This window comes from Bermanella marisrubri, from assembly GCF_012295615.1.
Lineage (GTDB): Bacteria > Pseudomonadota > Gammaproteobacteria > Pseudomonadales > Oceanobacteraceae > Bermanella > Bermanella marisrubri.
Genome location: NZ_CP051183.1, coordinates 2,410,808 through 2,435,386, shown reverse-complemented (window position 1 = coordinate 2,435,386; position 24,579 = coordinate 2,410,808). Strand labels below are relative to the sequence as shown.

At 44.0% G+C, this 24,579-nt stretch carries 25 protein-coding genes and 1 other RNA gene; 13 read left to right on the top strand and 13 right to left on the bottom strand.

The window, feature by feature from the left end; translation table 11 throughout:
- The 3 genes from HF888_RS11310 to HF888_RS11300 form a co-directional block, all read right to left on the bottom strand.
- Entirely contained in the window at positions 1-1,209 is a 1,209-nt protein-coding gene (locus tag HF888_RS11310; RefSeq protein ID WP_007017430.1) for an acetate/propionate family kinase, read from the bottom strand.
- Positions 1,210-1,235: 26 nt separating this feature from the next.
- Positions 1,236-1,592, bottom strand: coding sequence for a hypothetical protein (locus tag HF888_RS11305; protein ID WP_007017429.1), 357 nt, complete (start codon positions 1,590-1,592; stop codon positions 1,236-1,238).
- A gap of 64 nt (positions 1,593-1,656) precedes the next feature.
- Positions 1,657-1,995 carry a translation initiation factor gene (locus HF888_RS11300; RefSeq protein WP_007017428.1) on the bottom strand — a complete coding sequence of 113 codons (339 nt, stop codon included), beginning with the start codon at positions 1,993-1,995 and terminating at the stop codon, positions 1,657-1,659.
- Positions 1,996-2,307: 312 nt separating this feature from the next.
- Here HF888_RS11300 and HF888_RS11295 point away from each other — a divergent pair, with 312 nt between their 5' ends.
- The gene (locus tag HF888_RS11295) at positions 2,308-3,180 is read left to right on the top strand and encodes a GGDEF domain-containing protein (protein WP_007017427.1); all 873 of its coding nucleotides are present in this window, start codon (positions 2,308-2,310) and stop codon (positions 3,178-3,180) included.
- On the opposite strand, the gene HF888_RS11290 is transcribed toward HF888_RS11295, so the two are convergent.
- From HF888_RS11290 to HF888_RS11275, 4 genes are all read right to left on the bottom strand, one after another.
- A complete protein-coding gene (locus HF888_RS11290; RefSeq protein ID WP_007017426.1) occupies positions 3,177-3,497 on the bottom strand; it encodes a hypothetical protein in 321 nt (106 codons plus the stop codon). The genes HF888_RS11295 and HF888_RS11290 overlap by 4 nt on opposite strands.
- 110 nt (positions 3,498-3,607) lie before the next feature.
- Positions 3,608-4,093, bottom strand: coding sequence for a DUF4442 domain-containing protein (locus HF888_RS11285; RefSeq protein ID WP_007017425.1), 486 nt, complete (start codon positions 4,091-4,093; stop codon positions 3,608-3,610).
- A 29-nt stretch (positions 4,094-4,122) separates the two neighbouring features.
- Positions 4,123-4,956 (bottom strand): lysophospholipid acyltransferase family protein, encoded by an 834-nt coding sequence (locus tag HF888_RS11280; protein ID WP_007017424.1) that lies wholly within the window; start codon positions 4,954-4,956, stop codon positions 4,123-4,125.
- Positions 4,957-4,971: 15 nt separating this feature from the next.
- Positions 4,972-5,706 (bottom strand): GNAT family N-acetyltransferase, encoded by a 735-nt coding sequence (locus HF888_RS11275; protein ID WP_007017423.1) that lies wholly within the window; start codon positions 5,704-5,706, stop codon positions 4,972-4,974.
- A gap of 142 nt (positions 5,707-5,848) precedes the next feature.
- On the opposite strand from HF888_RS11275, the gene HF888_RS11270 reads away from it, so the two are divergent.
- Positions 5,849-6,478: a hypothetical protein gene (locus tag HF888_RS11270; RefSeq protein WP_007017422.1), complete on the top strand. Its 630-nt coding sequence runs from the start codon at positions 5,849-5,851 to the stop codon at positions 6,476-6,478.
- A 27-nt stretch (positions 6,479-6,505) separates the two neighbouring features.
- Here the strand turns inward: HF888_RS11270 and HF888_RS11265 are convergent, their stop codons facing one another.
- Both HF888_RS11265 and HF888_RS11260 read right to left on the bottom strand, forming a co-directional pair.
- Positions 6,506-7,822, bottom strand: a complete 1,317-nt coding sequence (locus tag HF888_RS11265) for a 3-oxoacyl-ACP reductase (RefSeq protein ID WP_007017421.1) — start codon at positions 7,820-7,822, stop codon at positions 6,506-6,508.
- 56 nt (positions 7,823-7,878) lie between these two features.
- A complete protein-coding gene (locus tag HF888_RS11260) occupies positions 7,879-8,283 on the bottom strand; it encodes an MAPEG family protein (RefSeq protein ID WP_007017420.1) in 405 nt (134 codons plus the stop codon).
- 170 nt (positions 8,284-8,453) lie between these two features.
- Here HF888_RS11260 and HF888_RS11255 point away from each other — a divergent pair, with 170 nt between their 5' ends.
- On the top strand, positions 8,454-11,195 hold the full coding sequence (locus HF888_RS11255) for a GGDEF and EAL domain-containing protein (protein WP_007017419.1): 2,742 nt from the start codon (positions 8,454-8,456) through the stop codon (positions 11,193-11,195).
- 66 nt (positions 11,196-11,261) lie between these two features.
- On the opposite strand, the gene HF888_RS11250 is transcribed toward HF888_RS11255, so the two are convergent.
- Both HF888_RS11250 and gloB read right to left on the bottom strand, forming a co-directional pair.
- A complete protein-coding gene (locus tag HF888_RS11250) occupies positions 11,262-12,230 on the bottom strand; it encodes a class 1 fructose-bisphosphatase (RefSeq protein WP_007017418.1) in 969 nt (322 codons plus the stop codon).
- A gap of 377 nt (positions 12,231-12,607) precedes the next feature.
- Positions 12,608-13,402 carry a hydroxyacylglutathione hydrolase gene (gene gloB / locus HF888_RS11245; RefSeq protein ID WP_007017417.1) on the bottom strand — a complete coding sequence of 265 codons (795 nt, stop codon included), beginning with the start codon at positions 13,400-13,402 and terminating at the stop codon, positions 12,608-12,610.
- A gap of 182 nt (positions 13,403-13,584) precedes the next feature.
- On the opposite strand from gloB, the gene ffs reads away from it, so the two are divergent.
- The 9 genes from ffs to HF888_RS11200 all read left to right on the top strand — a co-directional run bounded on the left by ffs (position 13,585) and on the right by HF888_RS11200 (position 19,839).
- Positions 13,585-13,681, top strand: an RNA gene (ffs, locus tag HF888_RS11240) — signal recognition particle sRNA small type.
- 90 nt (positions 13,682-13,771) lie between these two features.
- Positions 13,772-15,748 carry a DNA polymerase III subunit gamma/tau gene (dnaX, locus tag HF888_RS11235; protein ID WP_007017416.1) on the top strand — a complete coding sequence of 659 codons (1,977 nt, stop codon included), beginning with the start codon at positions 13,772-13,774 and terminating at the stop codon, positions 15,746-15,748.
- Positions 15,749-15,776: 28 nt separating this feature from the next.
- Positions 15,777-16,103 carry a YbaB/EbfC family nucleoid-associated protein gene (locus tag HF888_RS11230; RefSeq protein ID WP_007017415.1) on the top strand — a complete coding sequence of 109 codons (327 nt, stop codon included), beginning with the start codon at positions 15,777-15,779 and terminating at the stop codon, positions 16,101-16,103.
- A 9-nt stretch (positions 16,104-16,112) separates the two neighbouring features.
- The gene (recR, locus tag HF888_RS11225) at positions 16,113-16,712 is read left to right on the top strand and encodes a recombination mediator RecR (RefSeq protein ID WP_007017414.1); all 600 of its coding nucleotides are present in this window, start codon (positions 16,113-16,115) and stop codon (positions 16,710-16,712) included.
- Between the two features lie 51 nt (positions 16,713-16,763).
- The gene (gene rnd / locus HF888_RS11220; protein ID WP_007017413.1) at positions 16,764-17,912 is read left to right on the top strand and encodes a ribonuclease D; all 1,149 of its coding nucleotides are present in this window, start codon (positions 16,764-16,766) and stop codon (positions 17,910-17,912) included.
- A gap of 10 nt (positions 17,913-17,922) precedes the next feature.
- The gene (locus HF888_RS11215) at positions 17,923-18,222 is read left to right on the top strand and encodes a YcgL domain-containing protein (RefSeq protein WP_007017412.1); all 300 of its coding nucleotides are present in this window, start codon (positions 17,923-17,925) and stop codon (positions 18,220-18,222) included.
- 448 nt (positions 18,223-18,670) lie between these two features.
- Positions 18,671-19,117, top strand: coding sequence for a YcgN family cysteine cluster protein (locus HF888_RS11210; RefSeq protein ID WP_007017410.1), 447 nt, complete (start codon positions 18,671-18,673; stop codon positions 19,115-19,117).
- Complete coding sequence (locus HF888_RS11205; RefSeq protein ID WP_007017409.1) at positions 19,118-19,480, top strand: hypothetical protein; 363 nt, start codon at positions 19,118-19,120, stop codon at positions 19,478-19,480.
- Complete coding sequence (locus HF888_RS11200) at positions 19,480-19,839, top strand: DUF6164 family protein (protein WP_007017408.1); 360 nt, start codon at positions 19,480-19,482, stop codon at positions 19,837-19,839. The genes HF888_RS11205 and HF888_RS11200 overlap by 1 nt, the downstream gene beginning before the upstream one ends.
- Before the next feature lie 143 nt (positions 19,840-19,982).
- Here HF888_RS11200 and HF888_RS11195 read toward each other — a convergent pair whose 3' ends face one another.
- Positions 19,983-21,548 (bottom strand): sodium:solute symporter family protein, encoded by a 1,566-nt coding sequence (locus HF888_RS11195; protein ID WP_007017407.1) that lies wholly within the window; start codon positions 21,546-21,548, stop codon positions 19,983-19,985.
- A gap of 205 nt (positions 21,549-21,753) precedes the next feature.
- Between HF888_RS11195 and HF888_RS11190 the strand changes: the two genes are divergently transcribed.
- A complete protein-coding gene (locus HF888_RS11190) occupies positions 21,754-22,896 on the top strand; it encodes a PepSY-associated TM helix domain-containing protein (RefSeq protein WP_007017406.1) in 1,143 nt (380 codons plus the stop codon).
- Between the two features lie 407 nt (positions 22,897-23,303).
- Here the strand turns inward: HF888_RS11190 and HF888_RS11185 are convergent, their stop codons facing one another.
- Positions 23,304-24,578, bottom strand: coding sequence for a DUF4374 domain-containing protein (locus HF888_RS11185; RefSeq protein ID WP_007017405.1), 1,275 nt, complete (start codon positions 24,576-24,578; stop codon positions 23,304-23,306).
- Between the last annotated feature and the right edge of the window lies 1 nt (position 24,579).

Here is a 24,579-nt window from a genome sequence, read left to right as displayed (position 1 = left end):
TTACGCTCCTTCGTCCTGTAACTGTGCGATGATGCTTTGCGTGTCTTGCGCGATCATCATTTCTTCATTCGTGGCAACGACCATTGCTAGAGTACTGTCATCACTTGTAATACGACCGCTTTCATCGCCATTTTGTTGATTTCGCTCACCATCCAGCTTAAAACCGAATATTGTCATCTGTTCAAGAATTAAACTTCGAGTTAATGCATCGTTTTCACCAATACCCCCGGTAAAAACGAGCGCATCAATGCGTTCAAGATTGGTCGCTAGAGCACCCAAGTAACGCGCGATTTTATAAGCAAATAATTCAATGGCGAGATTGGCACGTCTATCGCCTTTTTCTGCATGTTGCTGAATAGTACGCATATCATTGCTAATACCTGATACCCCGAGTAGACCACTCTGTTTGTTGTATAGGGTCATGATGTCATCTTGGGTCATGTCTAATTGTTGATTTAGGTACTCACTTAGACCAGGATCCAGATCACCACTGCGTGTACCCATAGGTAAACCTTCAAGTGGTGTTAGGCCCATACTGGTATCTACACTTTCGCCGTTTTTCACTGCACAGGCACTACAACCGTTGCCTAAATGCGCGATTAAGAACTGGCTATCAGATTGACTGATGCCTAGTTGTTGCGCTGCTTTTTGGCTCACATAACGATAACTGGTGCCATGGAAACCATAGCGACGAATAGCATGTTGTTCGTATAGTTCGTAAGGCAGTGCATACAAATAAGCTTTGTCTTCCATGGTTTGATGAAATGCAGTATCAAAGACAGCAACCTGATGAATTTGTGGCAATAGTTCGCTGATGCTATGAATACCTTCCATGTTAACGGGGTTATGCAAAGGGGCTAAATGATTCAACTGATCCAGTTTTTCAATGTTTTCTTGGGTAATCAGCATGGATTCGCTAAAGGTCTCACCACCATGAACAACACGATGTCCAACACCAGCTAGTGTTGTGAGTAAGTTGTTTTGCTCTAAAGTGGAAATCAACGTACTTATGGCATCTTTATGTACGGCGCCATTAGCGAGCTCTATATCATGTTTTTGATCGTCGAATTTGTATTCAAACCGCGCGTCATTGCCAAGTCTTTCTGCTAAACCACTCAAGGCAACGTGTCCGCTTTGTGGTTGAATGACAGCAAATTTAAGTGAGGAACTTCCTAGGTTTAAAACCAAAATGTTTTGTTGAGCAGTCATTAGAATCCTTGATATCTATTGACGGGTTATGCGTGACTAAGCTCCTGCATATGCAGAGGAGCTCTGATTGAAGGTGGAACGGCATTTTCGATTGCTTTAAGGACTGATATCGCTTCCCTATATGGTTGCTTATCAGGTCTTTCAAGAACGAACTTTACTTGAGTTTGGAAGTGTGGACCTGCTTTTTCGCAGTTTTCGACTCGAGCATTGACCTCACGCAAACTATGGGTGCCTGCGGATAAATTGATGAACACAAGTTGACCGGGTTTTAAGCGAACGCGGCTTTGGAAAATCAGTGAATAGCGATTAAATTTAATCGCTTTAGCTGATACTGGCTTTTTGGGGCGGCCTAACCAACTTATTGTGTGAATGCTTAATTCCATGTGATCTCCGCGGCGAACGCTTATTTCCTCGCCTAAGTATATGCGATATGGGCCATTCTAGCGATTAGCCGCCGCTTTTTTTGACGGTATGTCCCAGTTTTTGTAAATAATCAACGCTTTGGTCGGCTAAATCACCTTGAAGTTCAATTACCCAATTTTTTACCGCGCCGCCGCAGCCGAAGCGCTTCTTCATTTGTTTGAGAAGCAGGCTGTATGCTTTTTTATCACCGTCATATCCCTGAATTAAGGTAACAGTCTTACCTCCGCGGCCTTTTTTTTCTCGCTGTACTCGTAAAATCCCGTCGCTTTCGGGAGCAGAGCCTTGTTTGCAGGTGCATTCATCTTTGGGTTGTTCGCAGCTTGGGCATAATTGTCCAGTTTCGGTGGAATAAACCAGAGCCATGTGCATCCTCATTTTCATTCTGTTTGAGTGACGCATTGTAATCGTCAAATGTCGTGGCGTTAAGGTACTTATCCCAAATGGGTAAGGATAGGACAGGATGATTGTGTACCTGAAAGGTGTGTCGTGTCACAAGCGCGCCGAAAACCCTTAGAACTATTGTTTATTAGAGGGTGATTTCAATGTTAGCCACATGGTTTATGGGGTAAAGTATGCGCCCATTATTAGCAATAAAAAAGCAATAAAAACCGTTACTTAGCGTTGCTTTAAGGAAAGTGGGGGCGGCATTGAAAGCCAATATTGAAAGGGGTGTTCATGAAGGATAATTTCCTTGTCGACATCCAAATAGCACACAGTGAGTTGAGCATGCGTCTTAAGCAATGGCTTAAAGACTGCGTTCAGTTAGAGTTAGGACACTCACAAGATGCGCATTTACACATTTGGGATATGGCAACTTTTCGCTATCAGCGTCAGCTTGGTCAGCCCGTGCCGTTGTCGACCGTGGTGTTAGATGAGACATATGAGGCCGATCATGAACGAGAGGTTCTGATGAGCGGTGCCTTGGATTATGCCCATCAGCAGTTACCCGCAACCAATCTTATCCTTCGACTATCTCTCCATGTGCAGCGTTTAGAGCATGTGCAAAAGCTAGAAAGCCTGAGTATCACTGACAACCTCACTGGTGTATTCAATCGTCGGAAATACGATGAAGACTTAGATCGTTGCTGGCGTCAAAGTATTCGTCAGCAAACGCCATGCACGCTTTTGTTACTGGATGTTGATCATTTTAAGGTATTTAACGATACCTACGGTCACTTGGCAGGGGATCAGTGTTTGCGTGAAATAGCCAAAGTTTTTCAAGAAGAAGCCGTACGTCCTCACGACACGGTGGCGCGCATTGGTGGCGAGGAATTTGCGATTATTTTGCCCGACACGCCAAAAATCGGGGCTGTTCACGTCGCAAACCGAATCTTAAAGCGCGTCAGCAGCCTAGGTATTTTGAATGAAGAAACACCTTTTGGCGTGGTCACATTGAGTGCGGGAATCGCATGTGTTACGCCAACGGCAAAAGATCGATTAGTGAATTTCCAGAGTCATGCCGATGATGCGCTTTATGAGGCTAAGGCGAAAGGTCGCAACTGCGTGGTATCAGAGGTCAGCAGTAGTCCGCATATTTTTGCGGATTAAAAATAGTCGTTTCTGTTTTCCAACAACGGCATGACTTGTACCCGAGTTTGAGTGCGCAGCACCATATTTTTTAGGTGGGATTGTAAGGCTTCTACCGCTTCTATCACTGTGGTTGGCGGATAAGCAATGATCTCATAATCATAGTGGTGATCTTGCACGGATACCTTGTTGAGCTCAGTGAGTTCGCTCTGTAAAAGCCGAATTAAATTAAAGCACACGTCTTTGCTGGGAATATCGTTGGCTTCCCAATAGATATTCTCTATACAGCTCAATAACTCGTCTAAATAAACCGATGCCTTAGCAATACTGACTGCCATACATTACCTCAAAAACAATACTCACTGGAATTCAGTTTAGACAAGGCTGGCAGGTTTGCGTAAGAGGATGGATAAAAAGTTGTTACCATCCTTGGGTACTGTAATGAACGCTAAGACTTGGCCTTTTGCGGTTTTTTACGCACATAAAGGGTTTTAATGGCTTTGGCAACCAAGGTGCCGTCTTCAGCCCGGACCTCTACTTCAAATTCAGGTAGATATTTCTGTCCATCCTCGGTTTTTGCTTTAATATCGTCCAAGTGTTCTGGGCTGACTTCAAAATGCGCAATCACAGTGCCACGACCAGGGCTAATGAATTCGATTTTGGCCTCTTTGTCCCAAACGATGTATTCAGGGCCCAATTGATTCATAACCAATAGCATATGGAATGGGTCGACCATTGAGTAAAGGCTGCCCCCAAAGTGAGTGCCAACATAGTTGCGATTGTACCAGCGCAATGGCATTTCAACGGTGGCACTGGAGTAGTCATCGGCTAGGTGTTTTACCTTAACACCGGCACCACGATAGGGGCCGTACCAGTTTAAAACATGACGCAAGAAGCGTGGTTGGTTGAAAAACTGAACGAGATTTTTTTTCATAAAAACGAGTTAGATAGGACTTAAAGCGCCTATTCTAACTCATATTTTGAATTTGGGTTGCTTTCAGATTCAAAAGCCGACAAGTCATCGTAACTATAATAGGGATGTTGGCGTTTTAAAATGCGATCGATATTGGCCTGACTGGTTTGTGCAAGCTGTTTTCGGTCCATGGTTTCCCCATCTAAACTCGGTAAATAATATACCTCCACCAGAGTATGCTTTTGTCGAGCTAGTTCTAGAATATTCCCGACAATGCCATCATCGTCTACAAACGGTGCAGAGTCACAAGGTTTATCATCGGCATTCCAATAGCGCAGGGCGATAGGTTGTACGCGAGTTCGTTCACGCACTGCGATTTCAAACATCATAGGGTAGAAAAATTCGGTTTTTCGGCCACTACTGGTTGTACCTTCTGGAAATACAAATAAACGTTCTTGCTTACTAATAATCGACTGTGCCCGCGGTAAGGAGCGATAGACCTGAAACTTGTTGTGACGGCGAATGAACACGGTCCCCAATAAGCTCGTGACGAACCCCACAAGTGGCCAAGATCGAACCTCAGACTTGGCAATGAAGTGCATCTTTTTGAGCGAGGTGAACATCAGAATATCGAGCCAAGAGATGTGATTAGCAACCCAGAGTTTTGCTTGTGGATCAGCTTGTCCAATGCGTTGAATACGAATGTTCAATACGCTGAGCAAACGCTGACAAATAAAGGACTTACTGTTTTGCATCCATTCTTGACGGCGTTGACTATTGCCAACACAAAGATAAATGATAATGAGAGTGAGCAACAAGGTGATCAGTAGTACCAAGATGCTCAAGAGCTTAAGTGGAGCCAAAAGACAACGAATTATCCGCATAATGGGTCTCAGTAATTAGCGTAAAAAATGCTTCATATAGCGCATGTTGAGCTTGTTGCGATCCAGTAATAGGAAGACGTCCGCGCAGTTAAATGATTGATCCCAGAATGCTTCACCACAGACTTCACAACCCATGCGCAGATAAGCTTTCAGCAGGGGAGGTAAGTCCGATTTGTTGCAGCGCTCAAATTCTACTTGCGGCAGGGTTTTCTTTGGTTCAACGCGCATCTGTGCATCGCTTAAATGATGCTGTCGTACATAGTTCATAACGGCTAAGGCTTTAGCGATACCTGGACGCAGGTCAATACTGGCGCAACCCATAAGATAATCGATATCGTTGTCTAGCATGTATTGGCCGATTTGTCCCCACAGCATGGCGATGGCTGCGCCGTTTCGATAGTCGGGATGGATACAAGTACGACCTATTTCGATGTAGCGCTTGGTTTGATCAATAATAGAGTCGAGTTGAAACTCACCTGCACTATAAAACTCACGATTCGACTTTGGGAATTGATGAGCAATGACCCGGCTGTATGCAATCACTCTCTCGCTGGCGAGGTCTTTCACCACGATATGTAGGCAATTATTATCGAATTCATCTTGATCCAGACCGTCAATACTTTCAATTTCAGCACCAAACGCCTCAGTAAAGACCTGATAACGTAATGCAAACGCTTGCTCAAGGTCTGTAGTGTCCTGAGTAAAATATCCAGACAGCGGCACTGTAGCGGTTGATAATGCAGCTTGCATGGCACATCTCCTTGCGATGATTAACTTTATTTACGGTAGAAAATCAATATGACAGTGGGGTGACAGCTTAGTGAACAAGCTGTTAAACGCATGATGTTGAGCTAACCTTGAATGAAAGGTGAGAGATAGGGGTTTGGGAAATATGCAGCGAGTCATTTGGGCTATGATTCTATTTTTGATACAAGCATCGGTGCATGCGGATTTTTTCAGCCACAAAGCACCAAATAAGCCAAGCACAGCAGAAATCCAGTCTATTTTTGCACAAGAGTTTGAGCAACAGTTGCTGTTTTTTCTGCCATTTGATTTTCCTATTGAGATTGAGCGCACACACGCGACAATGGCGAAAGCACTACTGCCTTGGGTTGAATTGGGATTGATTAATAAAAAGAATACGCGTTTTCTTGCTGAAAAACAGATGTATGGTGAGCTTCGAGAAGTGAGTGTAGGAGGCTACCTGTATTCGCTTAATCAAGAGAATCCCTATGTTTCGGAACAGGGCTTTTTTTACGGTCGGCCTAAATTAAAATCGGTGCTAGATGTGCAACAGCCAACTCACATCAATGCCAACTATGTGACCGAGGTCTATCTCACTTGGTATGTTTTGGATATACCTGATTGGGTTCAGCAAGTGGATTTGCGGCATCGTAAAATGCGTCTGCTTCGGCGCGCTTTAGAAAGTGAATCAAAGCCTTTTGAAGAACGCCTATACTTTAAATATCAGGATGGTAAGTGGCAGTTGTGGGATGACGAGGGTCGTCAGACCCTCTTTTAAATTGTCTATCCAAGCGCAAAGAGTGTTTTATGCACCAAGCAACGACTGACCGCAAACACGCAAAAGTTGACCATTCAATGAACCACTGGCCGGTTGCGCGAAAAATGCTACGGCTTCTGCAACATCCTCTGGTTTACCGCCTTGAGATAAGGAATTCATTCTACGTCCCATCTCTCTTGTCATAAATGGAATCTGTTCTGTCATTTGGGTTTCAATAAAGCCAGGGGCGATGGCATTAACGGTACGATTACTATTTTGCCATTGTTTGGATTGTGCGCTGACGTACCCTGCTATGCCTGATTTTGAGGCACTGTAATTGGTTTGGCCAACATTGCCTGCAATGCCGCTGATCGAACTAATACAGATTACGCGAGCATCTTCTGCAAACATACCGGATTTCTCCAGAGCCTGATTGATGGACATGGGTGCCTTTAGATTGATGTTAATGGCCATATCCCAAAAGTGCTCTGGCATGCGAGCAATGGTTTTATCTCGGGTCACGCCGGCGTTGTGAACCAAAATATCCAATGGCTCACCCTTAAGTGCTTGCTGAATATCTTCGGCTGCTGTGTCAGATGTAATATCTAAGCACAAAGCCGTACCGTTTACTTCTGACATGGTGTTTTCAAGTGCTTGCTCGGCTTGTGGAATATCCAAGCCAATGATATGCGCACCGTCCCTATGGAGTGTTTTCGCAATAGCAGCACCAATACCTTGAGCAGCACCTGTAACTAACGCTGTTTTCCCCGCCAGAGGTTGTTGCCAGTTGGCTTCTTCAACAGAATGCTGATTAACTATTAGAGGCTGACCAGTTACGTACGCTGCGCGAGCGCTTAATAAAAAATTGATGCTACTAGCAGCAGTGTCTGTAATGTCTTGGTCAACGTATAACAGGTTTACATAAATAGCTTTACGACCGAGTTCTTTTGCTAGCGATCGAGTAAAGCCATTAAGAGCAGACATAACGCTAGCTTGTTCAGCACTGTCACAGCGTTCAGGGTTGCGACCGATAATCAAAACTTTTGCGGTAGGGTTTAGTGCGTTCGCGGCTTTGGAGAAATCGTCGTAAAGTGATTTTAAATCCGCACTGGTTTGCAGTTGGCAAGCGTCAAAGATGTGAGCATCGTATTTTTTATCTGCTTGTCGGACTTCATGGTTGATACCACATTGGTGAAGAACGCGTGCTAGGGACTCTTGAGCTGGTTCTGCCATTGCCACTGTGTTTTTTACCCAAGGGATTTCACCAGCAAAGCGAGGTAAATCAACAGGTGGTTTTACGCCCATTGCAGACAATAGGCCTTGGCCGACTTTGGAGTAAAAGAGACGTTCAATCATGGAGCTCATTATTATAAATCCTTAACAGGGTAAATCAGTTTTTGGCGAGTTTGGGGCAGGACCCTTTACACTAAGAAGAAAGGCCAGCTCAACCACAAGTTCAGGATGACAAGCGCAAGTATACTAATCCACGTAAACAAGGTGCCGTGAAAGCGAGCCATATGCACTTTCCCCAAGCTTTTCTTGAAACCATAAGCGTGGCCAAAACGTGCGGCGACGAAGGTGAAGCCAAGCACATGCAATATTAGGGTGGCGGCACCATTCACTTCTGCCAATGCAAGTAACAGCAAGGCGATAGGCATGTACTCTGCAGCATTAGCATGGTTTCGCCCTGCAACAAGTAGTTCTTTCGTATCGTGGCCTAATCCTTTTTTTTGCGATTGGCGAAAACGTACAACGTCATAGGCAAGGTAAAGCAGAATTAGGGCGCATATTGATGCATAGAGCGCGGTAATGGGTAGAAAGGGCATGGTCGAACCTTAGATATTGTCATTTTTTGTCTGAACATTAGGGGCAGAGCCCCGTCCTGTCAATGGCCAAGTAGGCAGGTAGAGACTATAAATATACTAGGGACACGTGTATTTTCCGTCCGTTGGCGTATTTGGAGTAATGGGGCTTTGTAGCCCGACCTTAATTGTTTATGGAACAGTATTTTTACCTAAGATTGTTCAGTCTAGTTTTGGCGCTTTTATTTTGTATAGCGCTGGCGGCTCGTCATCCACAGCACGTAAAGAAATGGCAGATGCCGATCCTCTTTGTCGGTGTTCTGTTGCTTTTATCATTGGTGTTCGTTTTAGGTTATATCGATACGCCCAATATTCCATTTTACCTATTTGATCTTGTAGTCTTAATGATTGTGATAGCAGCGTTAACAATCGCTTACGACAATATAAAGTCAAAAAAGTATCTAGAGGGCCTTCAGCATGATCAGGTTTGGCAGACTGCAATGTATAAACAAATGCCAGCCTCGATCTGTGTTGAACAGTACGGAAAAATCGTTTTTAAAAATCAAAGTTTTCAGATGTTGCAAGAGAGTCTTCAGCAAGCAAATCCATTTGCCGAGTGCAACTGGGGGCAGAATGAAATCTCATTGGAGGTGAAACAAGGTCTGCCGATTGACTTTCTAGTTCATAAATTCTTATTGAACGAGGGAAATGAGGTCGATGACAAAACAGCATATCTGGCTGTGTCTATTCAGACGCTTAGGGATCAACAAAGCTTCCTTCATCAATTATCAGAAAATCGTCACTATCAGCAAAAACCTGTCATTAATTTGGTTGTCGATGCCATTCATCAGGCTTTGCCAAAAGGGTTGATTTATCTTGGACGTTACGACCGCCAAAACCAGTCCTTTACCTACTTAGCTCATCAGTCCCAAGACAGTGAATTACAGATATTTGATGAATTATTATTGCCGGATGAATTGATCCAGAATGCTGAGGGATGGTTTAACCTAGATGATAACGCCAAAGCATTACTGCCATCCAGCCATGGCCTGACAGGATATAGTGCCGAGGATCGATGGGCTTATGTTATACGCAATAATGATCAGCAGATTTTAGGAATTGTATTTATTCTATTACCATACAAACAAACCTTCTCACAAGGTTTCATCGATTTCCTTTCGATACTGGTCTATCAAATTCAACTTGAATTAGCTCATTCGAAAGATCAATTAAAACTCGAACAAAATACGAAAAGATATCGATCATTTATCCAAAATAGTAATGATGCCATCCTAGATTTAAAAATCGATCCAGCCATGGATATTAACTTAGACAGTGATAAGCAATGGGATCTGATTTTAGAGAATGGCCAAGTCGCTCAAATTAATCAACGATTTTGTTCCTTATTTGAGGTTCCTAAAAATGCCGATACAACACTGATACTGAATACAAAGAGTATTAAGCATGTTATTCGGTACATACTACAAAGTAGTAATCCAAATAGTAATATTGAAACTCGCTTCATTAATTCGTCAGGCGAAGTCTTATGGCTGCAGTGCACAACTATGGCCGAAATCTATGATGATAAACTTTTTGGCATCTGGCTGATGACACGGGATATTACCGAGAATCGGACACACATCGAACGTCTTGAATATAAAACTCGTCACGATGATCTGACTGGGTTGCCGAACCGCAATGCATTATCAGAATTGTTAGATGAAAAAATAGAGTTAGCTAAGCAATTTGGTTTAAAAGTTGGTTTGTTATTTTTTGATTTAGATCGCTTTAAAGAAGTGAACGATGCCCTTGGTCACAATTATGGCGATGTTCTGCTGAAAAAAATACCGCAGCGGATAAATAATTACTTGCAACCTATTAATGCGAAGTTATGCCGGCTTGGTGGAGATGAATTTGCAATTGTGATTCCGACTATTGAAAACACGGCTCAGGTTCTCGAATTAGCCAAGGATATTCAAACGGCGCTTAGGCAGGCTTTCGATCTGGGTCAGCTTCATGTGGAAGTCAGTGCCAGTTTAGGGGTTAGTTGCTATCCAGAGAACGGAAGTGATGTTGGCACACTAATGCGTTGCGCAGATGTCGCCATGTACAAGGCAAAACATACTCCGGGAGGTATTCTTAGCTATAGTGCCAACCTAGATGAAGGTAGCCCTCGGCGTTTAGCCATAATGGCAGCGATTAATAGCGGATTAAAACAAGATCAGTTTTTTTTGCATTATCAACCAAAAATGGACTTAAAGACTGGGCACGTAACCGCAGCAGAAGCTCTAATTCGATGGCAGCACCCTGAAATGGGGTTGATCAGTCCAGGTGAATTTATTCCGTTGGCGGAAATGAGTGACATCATCATTGATTTGACCGAGTGGGTATTGGATCAAGCTATTTATCAGCTTAAAAAATTCCAACTAAGCCAAAAAGATGTTCGATTATCTGTGAACGTGTCTACCCGAAATTTATTGGATGATAATTTAGTTCCTTATATTCACGCTAAATTGGAAGAGTATGATGTGCGGCCGCAGCAGTTGGAGTTGGAGATTACAGAAAGTGCACTGATGGTGGATCCGGATCGCGCGTTAGAAACGTTAAATAAACTATCCGGTTTGGGCTTGAGCATCAGTGTAGATGATTTTGGTACCGGTTATTCATCGCTTGTTTATTTGCGGCGTTTACCCATTGATTCACTTAAAATTGATTTAATGTTTGTGCGCAACATGTGCCGTAATGATCAAGATGCCATCATCGTGAACTCGATTATTAATCTCGGCCACAACTTGTCACTCACAGTCGTTGCAGAAGGTGCTGAAGATAAAGCAACTGTGGAAGTGCTAAAAACCATGGGATGCGATTATGTGCAGGGTTATCAAATAAGCAAGCCGGTGCCGGAAGATGAGTTTTTACGATTGCTTGATGAGTAGAAATACCGAGAGGAATAAATTAGGTAAGCCAGATTAGACGACTGACTTACCTAGATATTATTGATTTTAGGCTTTGTGATAGCTCAAAGCTTTTTCCACTTCTTCTTTACTGCCCAAGAAAACAGGTACGCGCTGGTGAATTTTTTCTGGCTCTATATCCATTATATTGATCTCGCCATTCACCGATAAACCACCTGCCTGTTCTACCAACATAGACATTGGATTTCCTTCGTACATCAAACGCAATTTGCCAGGCTTGTTCGGTTCACGGTTATCCCACGGGTACATGAAAATACCACCGCGATTTAGAATACGATGAACTTCGGCCACCATAGCCGCGATCCAACGCATGTTGTAACGTTTTGCTAGTGGGCCTTCTTCACCAGCGAGTAAGTCACTTACATATGTTTGCACAGGCTCGGCCCAAAAACGCTGGTTTGACATGTTAATGGCAAACTCCTTTGTGCTTGGGGTGATTTGCACCTGCTCTTGTGTGAGTACAAATTCGTTTGAAGTTGGGTCTAGAGTAAAAATGTCTACACCTTTACCGGTACTCATCACGAGCATAGTGGCAGGGCCATAAAGCACATAACCCGCGGCCACTTGTTGGCGACCGTTTTGTAAGTAGGTGGCTTCTTTAGAAGGGTCTTCGCCGCGACTTGGTAGGATTGAAAAGATCGTGCCTACAGTGACATTAATATCGATATTACTGGAGCCATCCAAAGGATCATAAATCACTAAATATTGGCCATCTTCGTTGGCGGCTACGGGTAAATCTTCCTCTTCACTGGCAATACCTGCTACAACAGGGCATTCCGCTAGGCGCTCTTTTAGCAAATCATTGGAGATCACATCCAATTTCTTCTGAGTCTCACCTTGCACGTTTTCATTTTCAGCACTGCCCAGTACGCCGGCCATAGCCCCTTTTTGCAATAGAACGGAAATTTCTTTGCTGCAATCTAATACGCAATGAATGGCTTGTGCTAGAGAATCCGATACGCGGTGTTTTTCAAGAATGGTTTGAACGGTCTGCATGAATCAACCTAGGTAATTTTGATAATCGAGCCATTGTACACAAAGTGACTTTTTAAGGGCACCTCTAATCAGGCATTTTAAGCTCTGGCCTTGATCGTGTTTCAAGATCAAGGCGTGGTATTGAAGGTCTAACGGGTTAAATCGAAATATCACAACACAGAGATTGGAACACGAGCAAGGCCCCGAAGGGCAAGGCCTGTATCACCTTCCTTCGGTGTCAGACTTCTGGGAAAGGACTCGTTATTACGCGGCGAAGCCTTCCTTGAAGGAAAGCACTACAGGCGTCTTGCAGAGTCAAATTGACAGATTAGAGGTGCCCTTAAGGCTATTTCATGTCCGAAAAGGCCGCTTAAATTGAATTCCTTTTTCAGTCAATCCTAAAAGCGATCTTTCATATCTCTAATGACTGCAAAGACATCCTGAGGCTTGGCTAAAACCTGTCCACTGGCTTGTTCGGCAGCACGAACCACGTCTGGCTGATCACATCGCACAAACGGGTTACTTTTCAATTCCTCAACGACGGTTGTAGGTAAAGTAGGTTTACCCTTATCTCGTAGATCAGTACATACATCTTGGCGATGTAATATGTAGGTATTATTGGGTTCGACATGCAATGCAAACTGAATGTTCGCCAGAGTGTATTCATGGGTGCAGTAGATAATCGTATCCAATGGCAAATTAACAATGCTTTGCAATGATTCATAGTACTGATCAGCGGTGCCTTCGAACATGCGCCCGCAACCACAGGCGAATATGTTATCACCACTGAAAATATGGCCTTGGCTTTCTCCTTCTGGATTGGTCGTTTCTGTGTAAAAAACAATATGGTCCAAGGTATGACCCGGTGTATGCCAAGTTTTCCAACTAAGGCCCATGAGTTCCAGTGGCTCGCCGCCTAAAATAGGGTGATCTAATCCTGGAATATCAGCATGGCCAGTGCCATATACGACAGCATTAGGAAATGCATTCTTCATATCTAAAATGCCGTTTACGTGATCCCAGTGTTTGTGGGTGACTAGGATGTAGTCTAAATCTAGGTCTTGTTCGCGAAGATGATTGATAATGGGTTGGGCATCGCCCGGATCCACCACGGTGACTTTGCCCGCATGTTCAATAATCCAAGCGTAGTTTCCATTGTGCTCGATAATCGGTAGCGGAGTAACTTTGATCATTAAATAACCATTGCTAAAAAATTTACTACTTTATTCTGGGTTTGAGCCTCGTTGATTGCAAGGTGGCCATGGATTTAATAAGGCAGATCTCTCGATTGGAGTCACTAAGCTTAATATTCGATTTTAGTGAAAACGCAATAAACGGTTGAATTTACATAGGTTTTTTAAGACAATGGCGCAGCCTCTGGTCCCCCCGCAATAATAAACTGTGAACCCCGCCAGGCCCGGAAGGGAGCAACGGTAGCAGTGGACTTATGTGCCGGGGTGTGGCTGGAGGTCCTTCTCTGGCAACTTGCCTCATACTCCTATATGATTCTCTCTCGTTTTAGTCCGTATAATATTGATTCCTAAGGGCTTATTTAGATTTCCATGAGTTATCAAGTATTGGCGCGTAAATGGCGTCCACAATTCTTTAAAGATCTCGTCGGGCAAGAGCATGTCATGCGTGCTCTTATCAATGCGCTTGATAACCAACGCCTGCACCATGCGTATTTGTTCACGGGCACACGAGGCGTGGGTAAAACGACCATCGCACGTATTCTTGCTAAGTGTTTAAACTGCGAGCAGGGTATTAGCTCTGAGCCGTGCGGCACTTGCCAAAGTTGCCAAGAGATTAGCCAAGGTCGCTTCGTGGATTTGATTGAAGTGGATGCGGCCTCACGTACCAAAGTGGAAGACACCCGCGAGATTCTCGATAACGTGCAGTACGCGCCCACTCGTGGACGCTATAAAGTTTACCTAATAGACGAAGTGCACATGCTTTCCAACTCCAGTTTCAATGCCTTATTGAAAACACTGGAAGAACCGCCTCCACATGTAAAATTCTTGTTGGCAACCACAGACCCGCAAAAATTGCCCGCGACTATATTGAGTCGTTGCCTACAGTTCAGTTTAAAAAATATGACGCCAGAGCGCATTGTTGGCTACTTGCAGAATGTGTTGGCGCAAGAAAGTGTAGAATTTGAAGAGCCTGGTTTATGGTTATTAGGCCGCGCAGCGGAAGGCAGTATGCGTGATGCGCTAAGTTTGACCGATCAGGCTATTAGCTTTGGTCAGGGCGTGATCAAAGAGCAAGATGTTGCGGCCATGTTGGGCACCGTTGATCGTGGTCGAGTTTTTCAATTAGCCATCGCCCTTGCTGAAAATGATGCAGCACAAGCTCTGGCCCTTGTTGCGCAAATGGCTGAGCATGCGGTTGATTTCAATAATTTGCTTGCCGACCTAATTAATTTAATACATCGCATAGCGCTAGCGCAGGCAGTTCCTGAGGCCGTTGATAATAGCCAAGGGGATAAAGAGCAGGTGATGACACTAGCAGGTGCCATGAGCCCAGCGATGGTACAGCTCATGTATCAAATAGCACTGACCGGAAAGCGCGATCTACCACTGGCGCCTGAACCAAGGGCGGGTTTAGAAATGACGCTATTGCGCATGCTCAATTTCGCCCCGGTTGGTCAGCAGGCTGAAGCCCAAGCGGCTCAGTCGCAAGGTGCGGCTGGAGGGCCTGCCCCTGTAAAAAAGCCTGATCTGGCGCAGCTTAAGCGCCAGGTTCAGCAACCGAACCCGGCCACATCGATTTCTACGCCCCCAGAGAAAAGTCAGCCGCAAGTTGACGAAATTCAAGACATAGTAGAGACACCAGCCAACCAAGAAATTTCTGTCACGCCGTCACAGCAACCTGAAGCGTCTCAGGCCGAGATCAGCGCCGAACACGTTGTCGTAGATGACAACGCACCGCCTTGGGATGACGATGAGCCCGAGGCGCAGGCACACGCTAAGACAGCACCGGTGGCTGTTACTGAACCGACTGGTTCTGCGGCAGAACCAATAATCGACAGTGCGGAAACGGGGCAGCCAGAGCACCCCCAAGCGACTCAACCTGCTTCTGAGCCCGTGGCAAGAGTCACGACAGAACCTGAGCCTACACAGTCAGCCTCCGATGAATTTGCTGATTTACCGCTAACAGAGCAAACCTGGGCCATGGTATTTCATCGTTTGCCCTTGGAGGGCATGCTTAAGAACTTGGCCGCGAATACTTGTTTAATGACCGTTCAAGGGGATGACTTAGTATTTCATAGTGATGCGGCACACATGCGCTTATTTAATGACAATCATAAAAACGCCCTAAATCAGGCATTGAATCAAGTGTTTGCAGCCCAATATAGAGTGCAGGTCATCGAGGGCCCAATGCACCATGAGACGCCTGCGCAGCGCACTCAGCGCTTGCAAGCTGAGAAGTTGCAGGCGGCTAGGGACAGTATTGAAAATGATGAAAATGTGCAGGCATTGAGACAAGCCTTTAATGCACAGGTTATAATGGACAGCATTACGCCCTTGGCGGATTAACGTACACATTACAGATTAGGAGCACGTCATGATGAAAGGCGGCATGGGCAACATTATGAAGCAAGCCCAAAAAATGCAGGAAAAAATGCAAAAAGCCCAAGAAGAATTGGCTAATGCAGAAACCACTGGTGAGTCTGGTGGTGGTTTGGTAAAAGTTGTTATGACTGGCCGCCACGACGTGAAAAGCGTCAACCTTGACGATAGTTTGATGGAAGAAGATAAAGAGATCATCGAAGATCTTCTTGCAGCTGCTGTGAACGATGCTGTGCGTAAGATTGAAGAAACCAGCCAAGAGAAAATGAGTTCAATGACTCAAGGCATGGGCTTACCACCTGGTATGAAGCTTCCATTCTAAGCGAACTTTATGGCATCACTTAGTCCCCTCATTAACGAATTGGTTGAAGCATTGACCATTCTTCCTGGCGTTGGGCCCAAGTCAGCCCAGCGTCTAGCATTGCACCTGTTAGAAAAAGACCAGAGTGGTGCCCATCGTCTTGTGGGTATGTTAAGCAAGGCGCTGGATGAGGTGGGCCATTGTAAAAAATGTCGTAACCTAACCGAAAAAGAGTATTGTCCTATTTGCGATGATGCGAAACGTACCGATGAGCAACTGTGCGTAGTAGAAACACCGGCTGAGGTGCTTGCGATTGAGCAAACAGGCTTTAAGGGGCGTTACTTCGTATTATTCGGTCGTCTTTCACCGATTGATGGCATCGGTCCTGAAAAGCTCGGGCTTGATCAACTTAAGCAGCAAGTAGTAGAAAACGGCGTCAAAGAAGTTATTCTTGCTACGAATCCCACGGTTGAGGGTCAGGCTACTTCTCAATACATTCAGCAAATGCTGCAAGGCAGTAACGTACTCATCACTCGTATTGCTCATGGTGTCCCGCTAGGCGGAGAGCTTGAATATGTCGATGGCGGCACATTGGCCCACGCATTAGCGGGTCGCAAAGCCTTTGACTAGTGATACCTCTAAGAAAGCGTATTCGCCCCAACACCCAATAAAAAGTGTTTCATGAAATATATCGATACCCACATAGACTTAGCCAGCGCTTGTGAGCATTGGAATACCTGCAATCGCATAGCGTTAGATAGCGAGTTTATGCGTGTGGATACCTTTTATCCAAAGCTTGCGCTGATTCAAATTAACGATGGATCCGAGACCTATCTTGTGGATCCCGTGAGAATTAATCGCGCTCATCGAGGAGAGCCAAGAGAAGAGGTGTGGGGACCACTGATTGAGGTGCTTAGTAATCAAAATGTGGTTAAAGTCCTGCATAGCCCAAGTGAAGATTTTGACGCTTTCTATTCAAATTTAGGAGTTGTACCCAGCCCCATTATCGATACTCAATGGGCTGCCGCAATGGCCAGTATAGATGGCATTATGGGTTATCAAAAACTGGTAAAACAATTGCTCGATATTGATCTCGAAAAAGGCGCAACACGGAGCGACTGGCTACAAAGACCTCTAACGGATGAGCAAATTCATTATGCCGCAGATGATGTTGAGCATCTCTTGGAAATCACCAAACGATTAGAAACCCAGCTAGTAACGCAAGGCCGTTGGACTTGGTTGTTAGAAGACTGTGAAAGAATGGTCGAAGATTGGCTTATCGGACAAGAACAAGGCTATGGCATCGAGCGCATTAAAAAAGCGTGGATGCTCAAACCCAAGCAATTATTCACACTAGAGAAATTGCTGGCTTGGCGTGAACGCCGTTGTCGTACCGTTAATAAACCTCGTGGACATATCCTTAATGATTCATTGCTAGTGGATTTGGCCATGCGGTTGCCAACGTCAACAAAACAGCTATCTTCCATAAAGGGTATTCGCCAGCCAACAGTGCGCAAAGACGGTGAGCAAATAGTCGATATTATTCAGCGCTGCAAAGAATCCGAATCCAGTCAGTGGCCCGAACGTTTACCAAGGCCATTCAATCAGGTGGCCGGAGAGTGGTTCAAAGACATGCGCGATCTTGTGCAGAAAAAGGCAAAAGAATTGGATGTACCGCCAGAAATGGTAGCGCGCAAAAAGTCCTTAGAGGGAATGCTGCGTAAAGCCTATCCCAATGGACCCATAGAAATTCCCCGTTCACTGCAAGGATGGCGTGAAGAGGTGATCGCCACACCCTTAGTGGAAAAACTAAAAGCATTAGTGAACTAGAGAAATACCAATGACAAAATTATTGTGCACCGTATGGTCAAGCCCCAAGAAAGAAGAAATGTATCTCTATACAGAGCGTTTAAAAGGGCTAGAGCGTGTACCAGAAGAATTACTAAAGCTATTCGGTAAGCCAAAAGAAGTCATGGCCATTTTGCTAACCGAAGAAAAGAAGCTAGGTCGTGTAGACGTCAAAGATGTGATGGACGAGGTGCAAACAAAAGGGTATTACCTGCAAATGCCGCCCCATCGTGATGATTATATGTTGGATTTGTATAAAGATACGTCAGCTAAATATACAGACATCCTTTAGAGCCTAGTATCATTGTGATAGCTGTGTTGGAAATGCATTTTTTATCGGTCATTGGCTAAAGCCAACTCCCTCTAAAAGAATGCATTTCCGCCTTGCTCTCACTGCTTCACTAACGGCTCTATCGTATGACGTGGTAAAACTTGGACGCGGGCGTTATTTATAATGCATAAACGCCTTCCGCTTACCAAGTTTTTGCCTAGCCTTAGCGGCTTCGATGACGCTTCTAGCTGTTTAGTTGGTATTGTGATGGCTGTGTTGGAAATGCATTTTTTATCGGTCATTGGCTAAAGCCAACTCCCTCTAAAAGAATGCATTTCCGCCTTGCTCTCACTGCTTCACTGACGGCTCTATTGTATGAAGTGTTATTTCCTAGCCTTAGCGGCTTCGACGACGCTTCTAGTTTGAATTAGAAAGTATTAAATTGTTCATTGTCCTTGTTGTGAATGTTATGACGAAAAAAGAAAAACCTTTTTGGGAAACAAAAACCCTAAAAGAAATGAGCAAGGATGAATGGGAGAGTCTTTGCGATGGTTGCGCTAAGTGTTGTCTTCATAAATTAGAAGATGAAGATACCGGCGAAGTGTTTTATACCGAAATGGTGTGTCGCTATTTGGATCGTGAAAATTGTAACTGTACTGAATACAAGCGTCGTCAAGAGTTAGTCCCCCATTGTGTTTGGCTGACCCCTGATGATGTAGAAGAGTTTCATTGGTTGCCTTCTACCTGCGCTTATCGCTTAGTGCATGAAGGCAAACCATTGCCTAAATGGCATCATTTACGCAGTGGCAGTCGTCAAACCATTCACAAATATAATCACTCCATGCGCAAAAAAGGGATTCCTGATGATAAAATCCCTGAAGAAGAGTGGGAAGATCATATAATTTGGATTGAATAAATGGCCTATTACGAAACATATTTATATGCTTGGATTGTTTATCTGGCAGCATGTGTCGGGTTTTATTGGTGTGTTTTAAAAGTCAGCAAGTACTGGGAAAACACGGATGTCCGCGATTATTTGCGTATGTTTACAGCGGTTATTTTGTTTACGCCCGCAAGTCACGAGATGGATGGTATCCAAGCTATTGCTCCTGCGTTTATGGTCTTTGTGGCCGAGCTATTAACCTATGGTTTCCAAGAATCACTGCAAGGGCTATTACCGCTATTGCTGGCGCTATTCCTAGGTGCCACGGCGTTAGCTATTCATGCTTATTTTAAGCGTTCATTGCCAAAGAAAAAGCAAGAAAAGGCCAGTGAGTAATGGCGCAACTCTTACTGAAACTGCGTAACGTTCCTGAAGATGAATACCTAGAGGTATGTCAGCTATTAAACGACAATGATATTCCCTTTTACGAGACGAATGTAGGTTTCTGGGGAATAGGTGTAGCCGCTATCTGGTTAAATCGCGATGATGATTTACCTCAAGCACAACAATTACTGTCTGAATATATGGAACAGCGTCAGCGCCAAGCTCAAGCTGATTATCAGGCGGCTATTGAATCAGGTACTCAGCGAACTTGGTGGAGTACCTTCAGTCAGCAACCCTTCATGTTTATTCTATATATTCTGATCATCGGCTTTATTCTGGGGCTAACCATCATGCCGTTTCTTTCTCTGTAAGGATCAGCGTAAACAACACCCATAAAAAAAACGCGGCATGAATACACCGCTGCACCTTATATTTGAAACAACTGTTCTGTAATCAGTAAAGCGTCATCCCCGACGCGCGAAGCGCTTTGATCGGGGATTCATTAATAATTACCTTAACTGTTTTCTTTGGGTAAATCGTAAACCGTTAGCCCGCTTAAGTCGCGATCGCTTGGGAATACTTTGGCGGCTACGAAGTAGGTCACGATAAACATCACTACGTTTCCGACAAAACCTGTGTAATACAAGTCGAATGGAACCTGTAGGCTTTCTGGTAATAATTGGTTTTTACTCAGTATTGTCCAGCTCGTAAAAATCATGGTGCTAACCAGGCCCACCCAAATAGCACGGGCATCGCCTTTTTTGGTGAAGAATCCAATGAGATATAAGCCCAATAGGCCGCCACCTAGAATACTGGTCAATATGGTTGCGGTATCTTGCAGCGTTGTATTGTCGGCATGGGCTAAATAGATAGCTCCCAGAATCATTAGCACTGATGTAATGGTAGCAATCAACCAAGCCGCTTTTAGGTAGTGGCGGTCATTTTGCTCGGGTTTTAAATGGCGACGATAAATGTCTACGATGGAAACTGTTGAGATAGCATTGATCGAGCTATCCAGTGAAGACATAGCAGCAGCCAACGCAGAAGCGATAACTAAGCCAGCAACCCCCGCAGGTAAATGATTACTGATGAAGTAAGGTAGGATGCCTTCTGCTGCTTTTTCGCCATTAAGCATCATTGAGGCAGGTTCTGCAGGGAATTGCTGGAAGAAGACAAATAAGGCGGTACCTAAAAACATGTAAAACGCCCAAATTGGTAGCGAGCTAGCCACGGCGATTAACATGGCTCGGCGCGCTTCTTTTGTCGATTTAGAGGCGCAGTAGCGCTGAACGGTGTTTTGGTTAGAACTGTATTCTGTAAGCCATGCAATCAAGCCGATGAAAAGCATCATGGATACGGTTTTCTCATCAAACTGAATATCCCAGCCGACATTCTCGAGCAAACCATCATTGAGGACACTAAAGCTCAATTTATCGAAATCATTTGCCACGCTGAAGACTTGTCCTAGCCCTCCTGGTAGGGCATCGACGATGACCCAAAGACACAAAATACCACCTAACAACAATACGATGGTTTGCATTACGTCAGTCCAGATAACCGCATCTATGCCACCAATAATCGTATAGGTAGCGACAATCAGTCCTCCCACGACTATGGCCCAGGTGGCACTTAAACCGGTGAGCTCTTGGATGAGCAAAGAGAGTAAGAACAGAATCATGCTGATGCGCACAATTTGCGCAATGATGAACGCAATGGCGCCATACACTCGAACACTGGGCCCAAAGCGATCTTCTAAATATTCATAAGCAGTGGTGGTATTGCGGCGACGGAAGAACGGCAAAAAATAGTATGCAGCAAAGAGAACAGCTAGTGGTAGCATAAGGTTTGGAACAAATCGCAACCAGCTTGTCTTGAACGCGTCTCCGGGGTAGGCAAGGAAGGTAATCGAGCTGATAGAGGTGCCCACCAGCGATAGCCCAATAACCCAGCCGCTAAAACTGCGTCCGCCAACGAAATACTCCTCTGTATTGGTATTTTTACGTGAAAAATACACGCCAACGCCAGTAATCACTAATAAATAGCCGATAAGGGCTACTAAGTCTAAGCCGCCTAGATTCACGCTTGCCTCGTTAGATTTGTTGTTTTCAATTCTTATTGTTTGTATTCAGTCAGCTATCCGCACGGGGCCGAAATCTGAAGGACGCGGGATATTAGCAAATTTAAGGCTTTTTTAGAAACTTGCCATTAAATAATATTGATTATGAGAATTATTATAATTAGCATATGGCAATTGGATAATGCCAATTGCGCCCAGAGAGATTGTAATGAAGAAAAAACTGTTTAAGTGGCATAGCTACGCCGGGTTAATAGCCTTTCTACCAATTTTGCTGCTGTGTCTAACAGGTAGCTTTATTGTCTTTAAATATGAAATCGACACTCTTATTCGCGATGAAGTAGTGAGTGTACCAGTCATTGAAAACCAACAGCGTTTATCGCAAGACGTTTTGCTCGATACGATCGGCGAGAAATTTCAAGATCATGAAGTAGTAGGGTGGGTTTTATTCCAAGACTCTGAACGAAGCGATGTTGTGTACATCATGCCTAGAGGGACTAGTGATTGGTACCACATATATGTAAATGGGTATACTGGAGATGTCTTATCACAACCAGCTCAATCAACCGATAATCTCACTGATTGGATGGTGGAATTTCATGCATCCTTCCTTCTTCATGAGACAGGCTTGATTATAGCAAGTATTTTCTCTGTAGTACTTGTCTTCTTAGGTATATCGGGACTAATACTGCATAAACGATTCTGGAAAAATCTATTTAAGCTTCGAACCGGCGCCAAAAGGATTTTGTATTACAGTGACTTACATAAATTATTTGGCGCATGGTTTAGCCCAATTCTGCTAGTGCTTGGCTTTACTGGAGCATACTGGAATGTGAGTCACTTACTTCATGATTTAGAGCATCACCTAGAGGATGATCATTTTGTTATGTCAGAAAAGATGTATGGAAGGGATTTATCTATAGATAAATTGCTTGCTGAAGCATCCAGTCATGTGTCAGGTTTTGAAGCAACCTATATTTCTTTCCCTCATGAACCAGGTGATGAATTATCTCTCTATGGCGACGTTCCCGGTGACTCTTTTTTAACGAGCCAGTATGCAAATGTGGTCACTTATGATCGAATGACCGGCGAGTATCTTTCCTCTTATGATATTCGTAATGCTCCTCTATGGCATGTAATCGTAGATAGTTTTAGAAAGCTTCATTTTGGTACGTTTGCAGGAACGACATCAAGAGTTATTTGGTTATTGGCTGGTTTAGCTCCACTTATTCTAACCTTCAGCGGGCTCTATATTTGGTGGAAAAGACGTGCTATTCGTCAACGTAAGAAGCTCAAAAATCAGACTCTGAAACAAGATAGTTTAATTGTTGAGTCTAAACAAAAAGAAGCCTAAATCCTCACTAATTAGTACATAGAGCAATCGACAAAGCCCATGGAGTTTATTACTACATGGGCTTTTTTGTATCGATAAAGTGCTCTGTCCTATAATAAACTCACGTCTCGTGTTCTGTTATTTTTGGGGTGACAAGGGGCTTCGCTGTAGGTAAGTCCGGACTCAGAACCAGTTTAAATAAACACAGAATAATTTGAGACTGAAATAGGTTTATTTTTTCAATCCGTTAGTTCTAGCCGTTTTATCAATTATTTGTGCTTATGCTTATCTGAAATTGATACTTTACGGAAGTAGGGGCGTTGATAGAGACAACAAAAAATACTTAAATTAATTAGCCAGATTGATACAAAAAAAAGCCCCATTTGAGGATCAAATGAGGCTTAGGTGCAAAATGATTGTAACTCGTATTAGTTTAAGTCAAAGAATCCTTTTACTGTTTTTGCACCCTCGACTTTAGCACCTTTAACTGCCGTCGCTGTATCTAAGTCTACAGAGTATACATGAGTTTGAAGGTCTGGAGCTTCAGGCGTACCTTCGTTTGTTTCAATACTTACTAGAACTTTGCCATCTTTTATTTCAAGTGGAGATGTATAGCGTTTCTGATGCATCGGAACACCTTCAACATCCGTTACGGTTTTATTCGCAAGATCAAGAATCACAAGCTTATGTTGGTGGAATGACTTGTAGAAAGCTGACCAAGCACCGCCTGGTAGTGTCTCTGTTGCTTCAGTTGGAATAAAAATTCGGGCAATTGCTTTTTCACCGCCAATCGGTTCCATCCAAAACATCTTGCCGCCTTCTGTTTCTTCTTCGATATTGAAGAAGTATGAGCTATCGAATTCATCTTCACCATTGTTGATTCTTAGAATTCCTGATGGTTTGGTTGAAGCGGGAGCAAAGCCACCAGATACTGCACCATTTGAATAGGAATATAGGTCACCGCTATCTGTTTGTATCAGACCGTTCGTGTCTCCATTTACACCGATATTACTGGTGCGATCGTCTTCAATGATTTTGAGGGGTTCGTTATTTTCAGTCGTTAATGGATAGTTATAGACGGCTACATATGCTTTATTCACGTCTGGGGTAGTGAAATTGCCGCCGTCATCAAATTTTTGGAAAGGAATAAACAGTTTGTCATCACGCACAACCAAAGCGGTTGGCCAAGCGACTGTACCTTCGCCAGCAGTTCCAGTGTCGAGATCATGAATTGTATAGTCAACTTTACTGGTAATACGACCAGTTTCAGCGCTAATTGTATACATGATGAGAGGACCATGTTCACTATAGGAAGGATCGGTTGCTAGTAGAGTTGTATCGTTAACATTGCCGAACTGCTGAAGGGGACGGTCATAAAAGAATGTGTTAAGTACTTCCAACTGGCCCTCATCATTCATGACATAGGCGTTGGCTTCATAATTCTCATAACCGGTTACGAAAAGTGTATCGCCCACGCGATAGTAAAAATTCCAACCTAGCTGCTCGTTACCTGCACCTTGGTTAGTGATACTGCCGCTTTCAAGTGAGTTAGACGTCAACAAGAATTCTGTTTCAGTGTCTCCAGATTGCTTAAATGCTAAGGTAACACCTCCGTCTACGGCAGCGTTTGATGAATCATCACTACCACAGGCGGTCAAGCCAACGGTTGCGGCGATCGTTAGTGCCAATAAAGATTTTTTCATT

Coding starts and splice junctions, on each gene's coding strand:
- HF888_RS11310 (WP_007017430.1), bottom strand. CDS start 1,209: ATGACTGCTCAACAAAACATTTTGGTTTTAAACCTAGGAAGTTCCTCA.
- HF888_RS11200 (WP_007017408.1), top strand. CDS start 19,480: ATGGCGCAACTCTTACTGAAACTGCGTAACGTTCCTGAAGATGAATAC.
- HF888_RS11275 (WP_007017423.1), bottom strand. CDS start 5,706: ATGCAAGCTGCATTATCAACCGCTACAGTGCCGCTGTCTGGATATTTT.
- HF888_RS11295 (WP_007017427.1), top strand. CDS start 2,308: ATGAAGGATAATTTCCTTGTCGACATCCAAATAGCACACAGTGAGTTG.
- dnaX (WP_007017416.1), top strand. CDS start 13,772: ATGAGTTATCAAGTATTGGCGCGTAAATGGCGTCCACAATTCTTTAAA.
- HF888_RS11290 (WP_007017426.1), bottom strand. CDS start 3,497: ATGGCAGTCAGTATTGCTAAGGCATCGGTTTATTTAGACGAGTTATTG.
- HF888_RS11285 (WP_007017425.1), bottom strand. CDS start 4,093: ATGAAAAAAAATCTCGTTCAGTTTTTCAACCAACCACGCTTCTTGCGT.
- HF888_RS11270 (WP_007017422.1), top strand. CDS start 5,849: ATGCAGCGAGTCATTTGGGCTATGATTCTATTTTTGATACAAGCATCG.
- rnd (WP_007017413.1), top strand. CDS start 16,764: ATGAAATATATCGATACCCACATAGACTTAGCCAGCGCTTGTGAGCAT.
- HF888_RS11215 (WP_007017412.1), top strand. CDS start 17,923: ATGACAAAATTATTGTGCACCGTATGGTCAAGCCCCAAGAAAGAAGAA.
- HF888_RS11260 (WP_007017420.1), bottom strand. CDS start 8,283: ATGCCCTTTCTACCCATTACCGCGCTCTATGCATCAATATGCGCCCTA.
- HF888_RS11230 (WP_007017415.1), top strand. CDS start 15,777: ATGATGAAAGGCGGCATGGGCAACATTATGAAGCAAGCCCAAAAAATG.
- HF888_RS11210 (WP_007017410.1), top strand. CDS start 18,671: ATGACGAAAAAAGAAAAACCTTTTTGGGAAACAAAAACCCTAAAAGAA.
- HF888_RS11300 (WP_007017428.1), bottom strand. CDS start 1,995: ATGGCTCTGGTTTATTCCACCGAAACTGGACAATTATGCCCAAGCTGC.
- gloB (WP_007017417.1), bottom strand. CDS start 13,402: ATGATCAAAGTTACTCCGCTACCGATTATCGAGCACAATGGAAACTAC.
- recR (WP_007017414.1), top strand. CDS start 16,113: ATGGCATCACTTAGTCCCCTCATTAACGAATTGGTTGAAGCATTGACC.
- HF888_RS11205 (WP_007017409.1), top strand. CDS start 19,118: ATGGCCTATTACGAAACATATTTATATGCTTGGATTGTTTATCTGGCA.
- HF888_RS11280 (WP_007017424.1), bottom strand. CDS start 4,956: ATGCGGATAATTCGTTGTCTTTTGGCTCCACTTAAGCTCTTGAGCATC.
- HF888_RS11250 (WP_007017418.1), bottom strand. CDS start 12,230: ATGCAGACCGTTCAAACCATTCTTGAAAAACACCGCGTATCGGATTCT.
- HF888_RS11185 (WP_007017405.1), bottom strand. CDS start 24,578: ATGAAAAAATCTTTATTGGCACTAACGATCGCCGCAACCGTTGGCTTG.
- HF888_RS11190 (WP_007017406.1), top strand. CDS start 21,754: ATGAAGAAAAAACTGTTTAAGTGGCATAGCTACGCCGGGTTAATAGCC.
- HF888_RS11255 (WP_007017419.1), top strand. CDS start 8,454: ATGGAACAGTATTTTTACCTAAGATTGTTCAGTCTAGTTTTGGCGCTT.
- HF888_RS11305 (WP_007017429.1), bottom strand. CDS start 1,592: ATGGAATTAAGCATTCACACAATAAGTTGGTTAGGCCGCCCCAAAAAG.
- HF888_RS11265 (WP_007017421.1), bottom strand. CDS start 7,822: ATGAGCTCCATGATTGAACGTCTCTTTTACTCCAAAGTCGGCCAAGGC.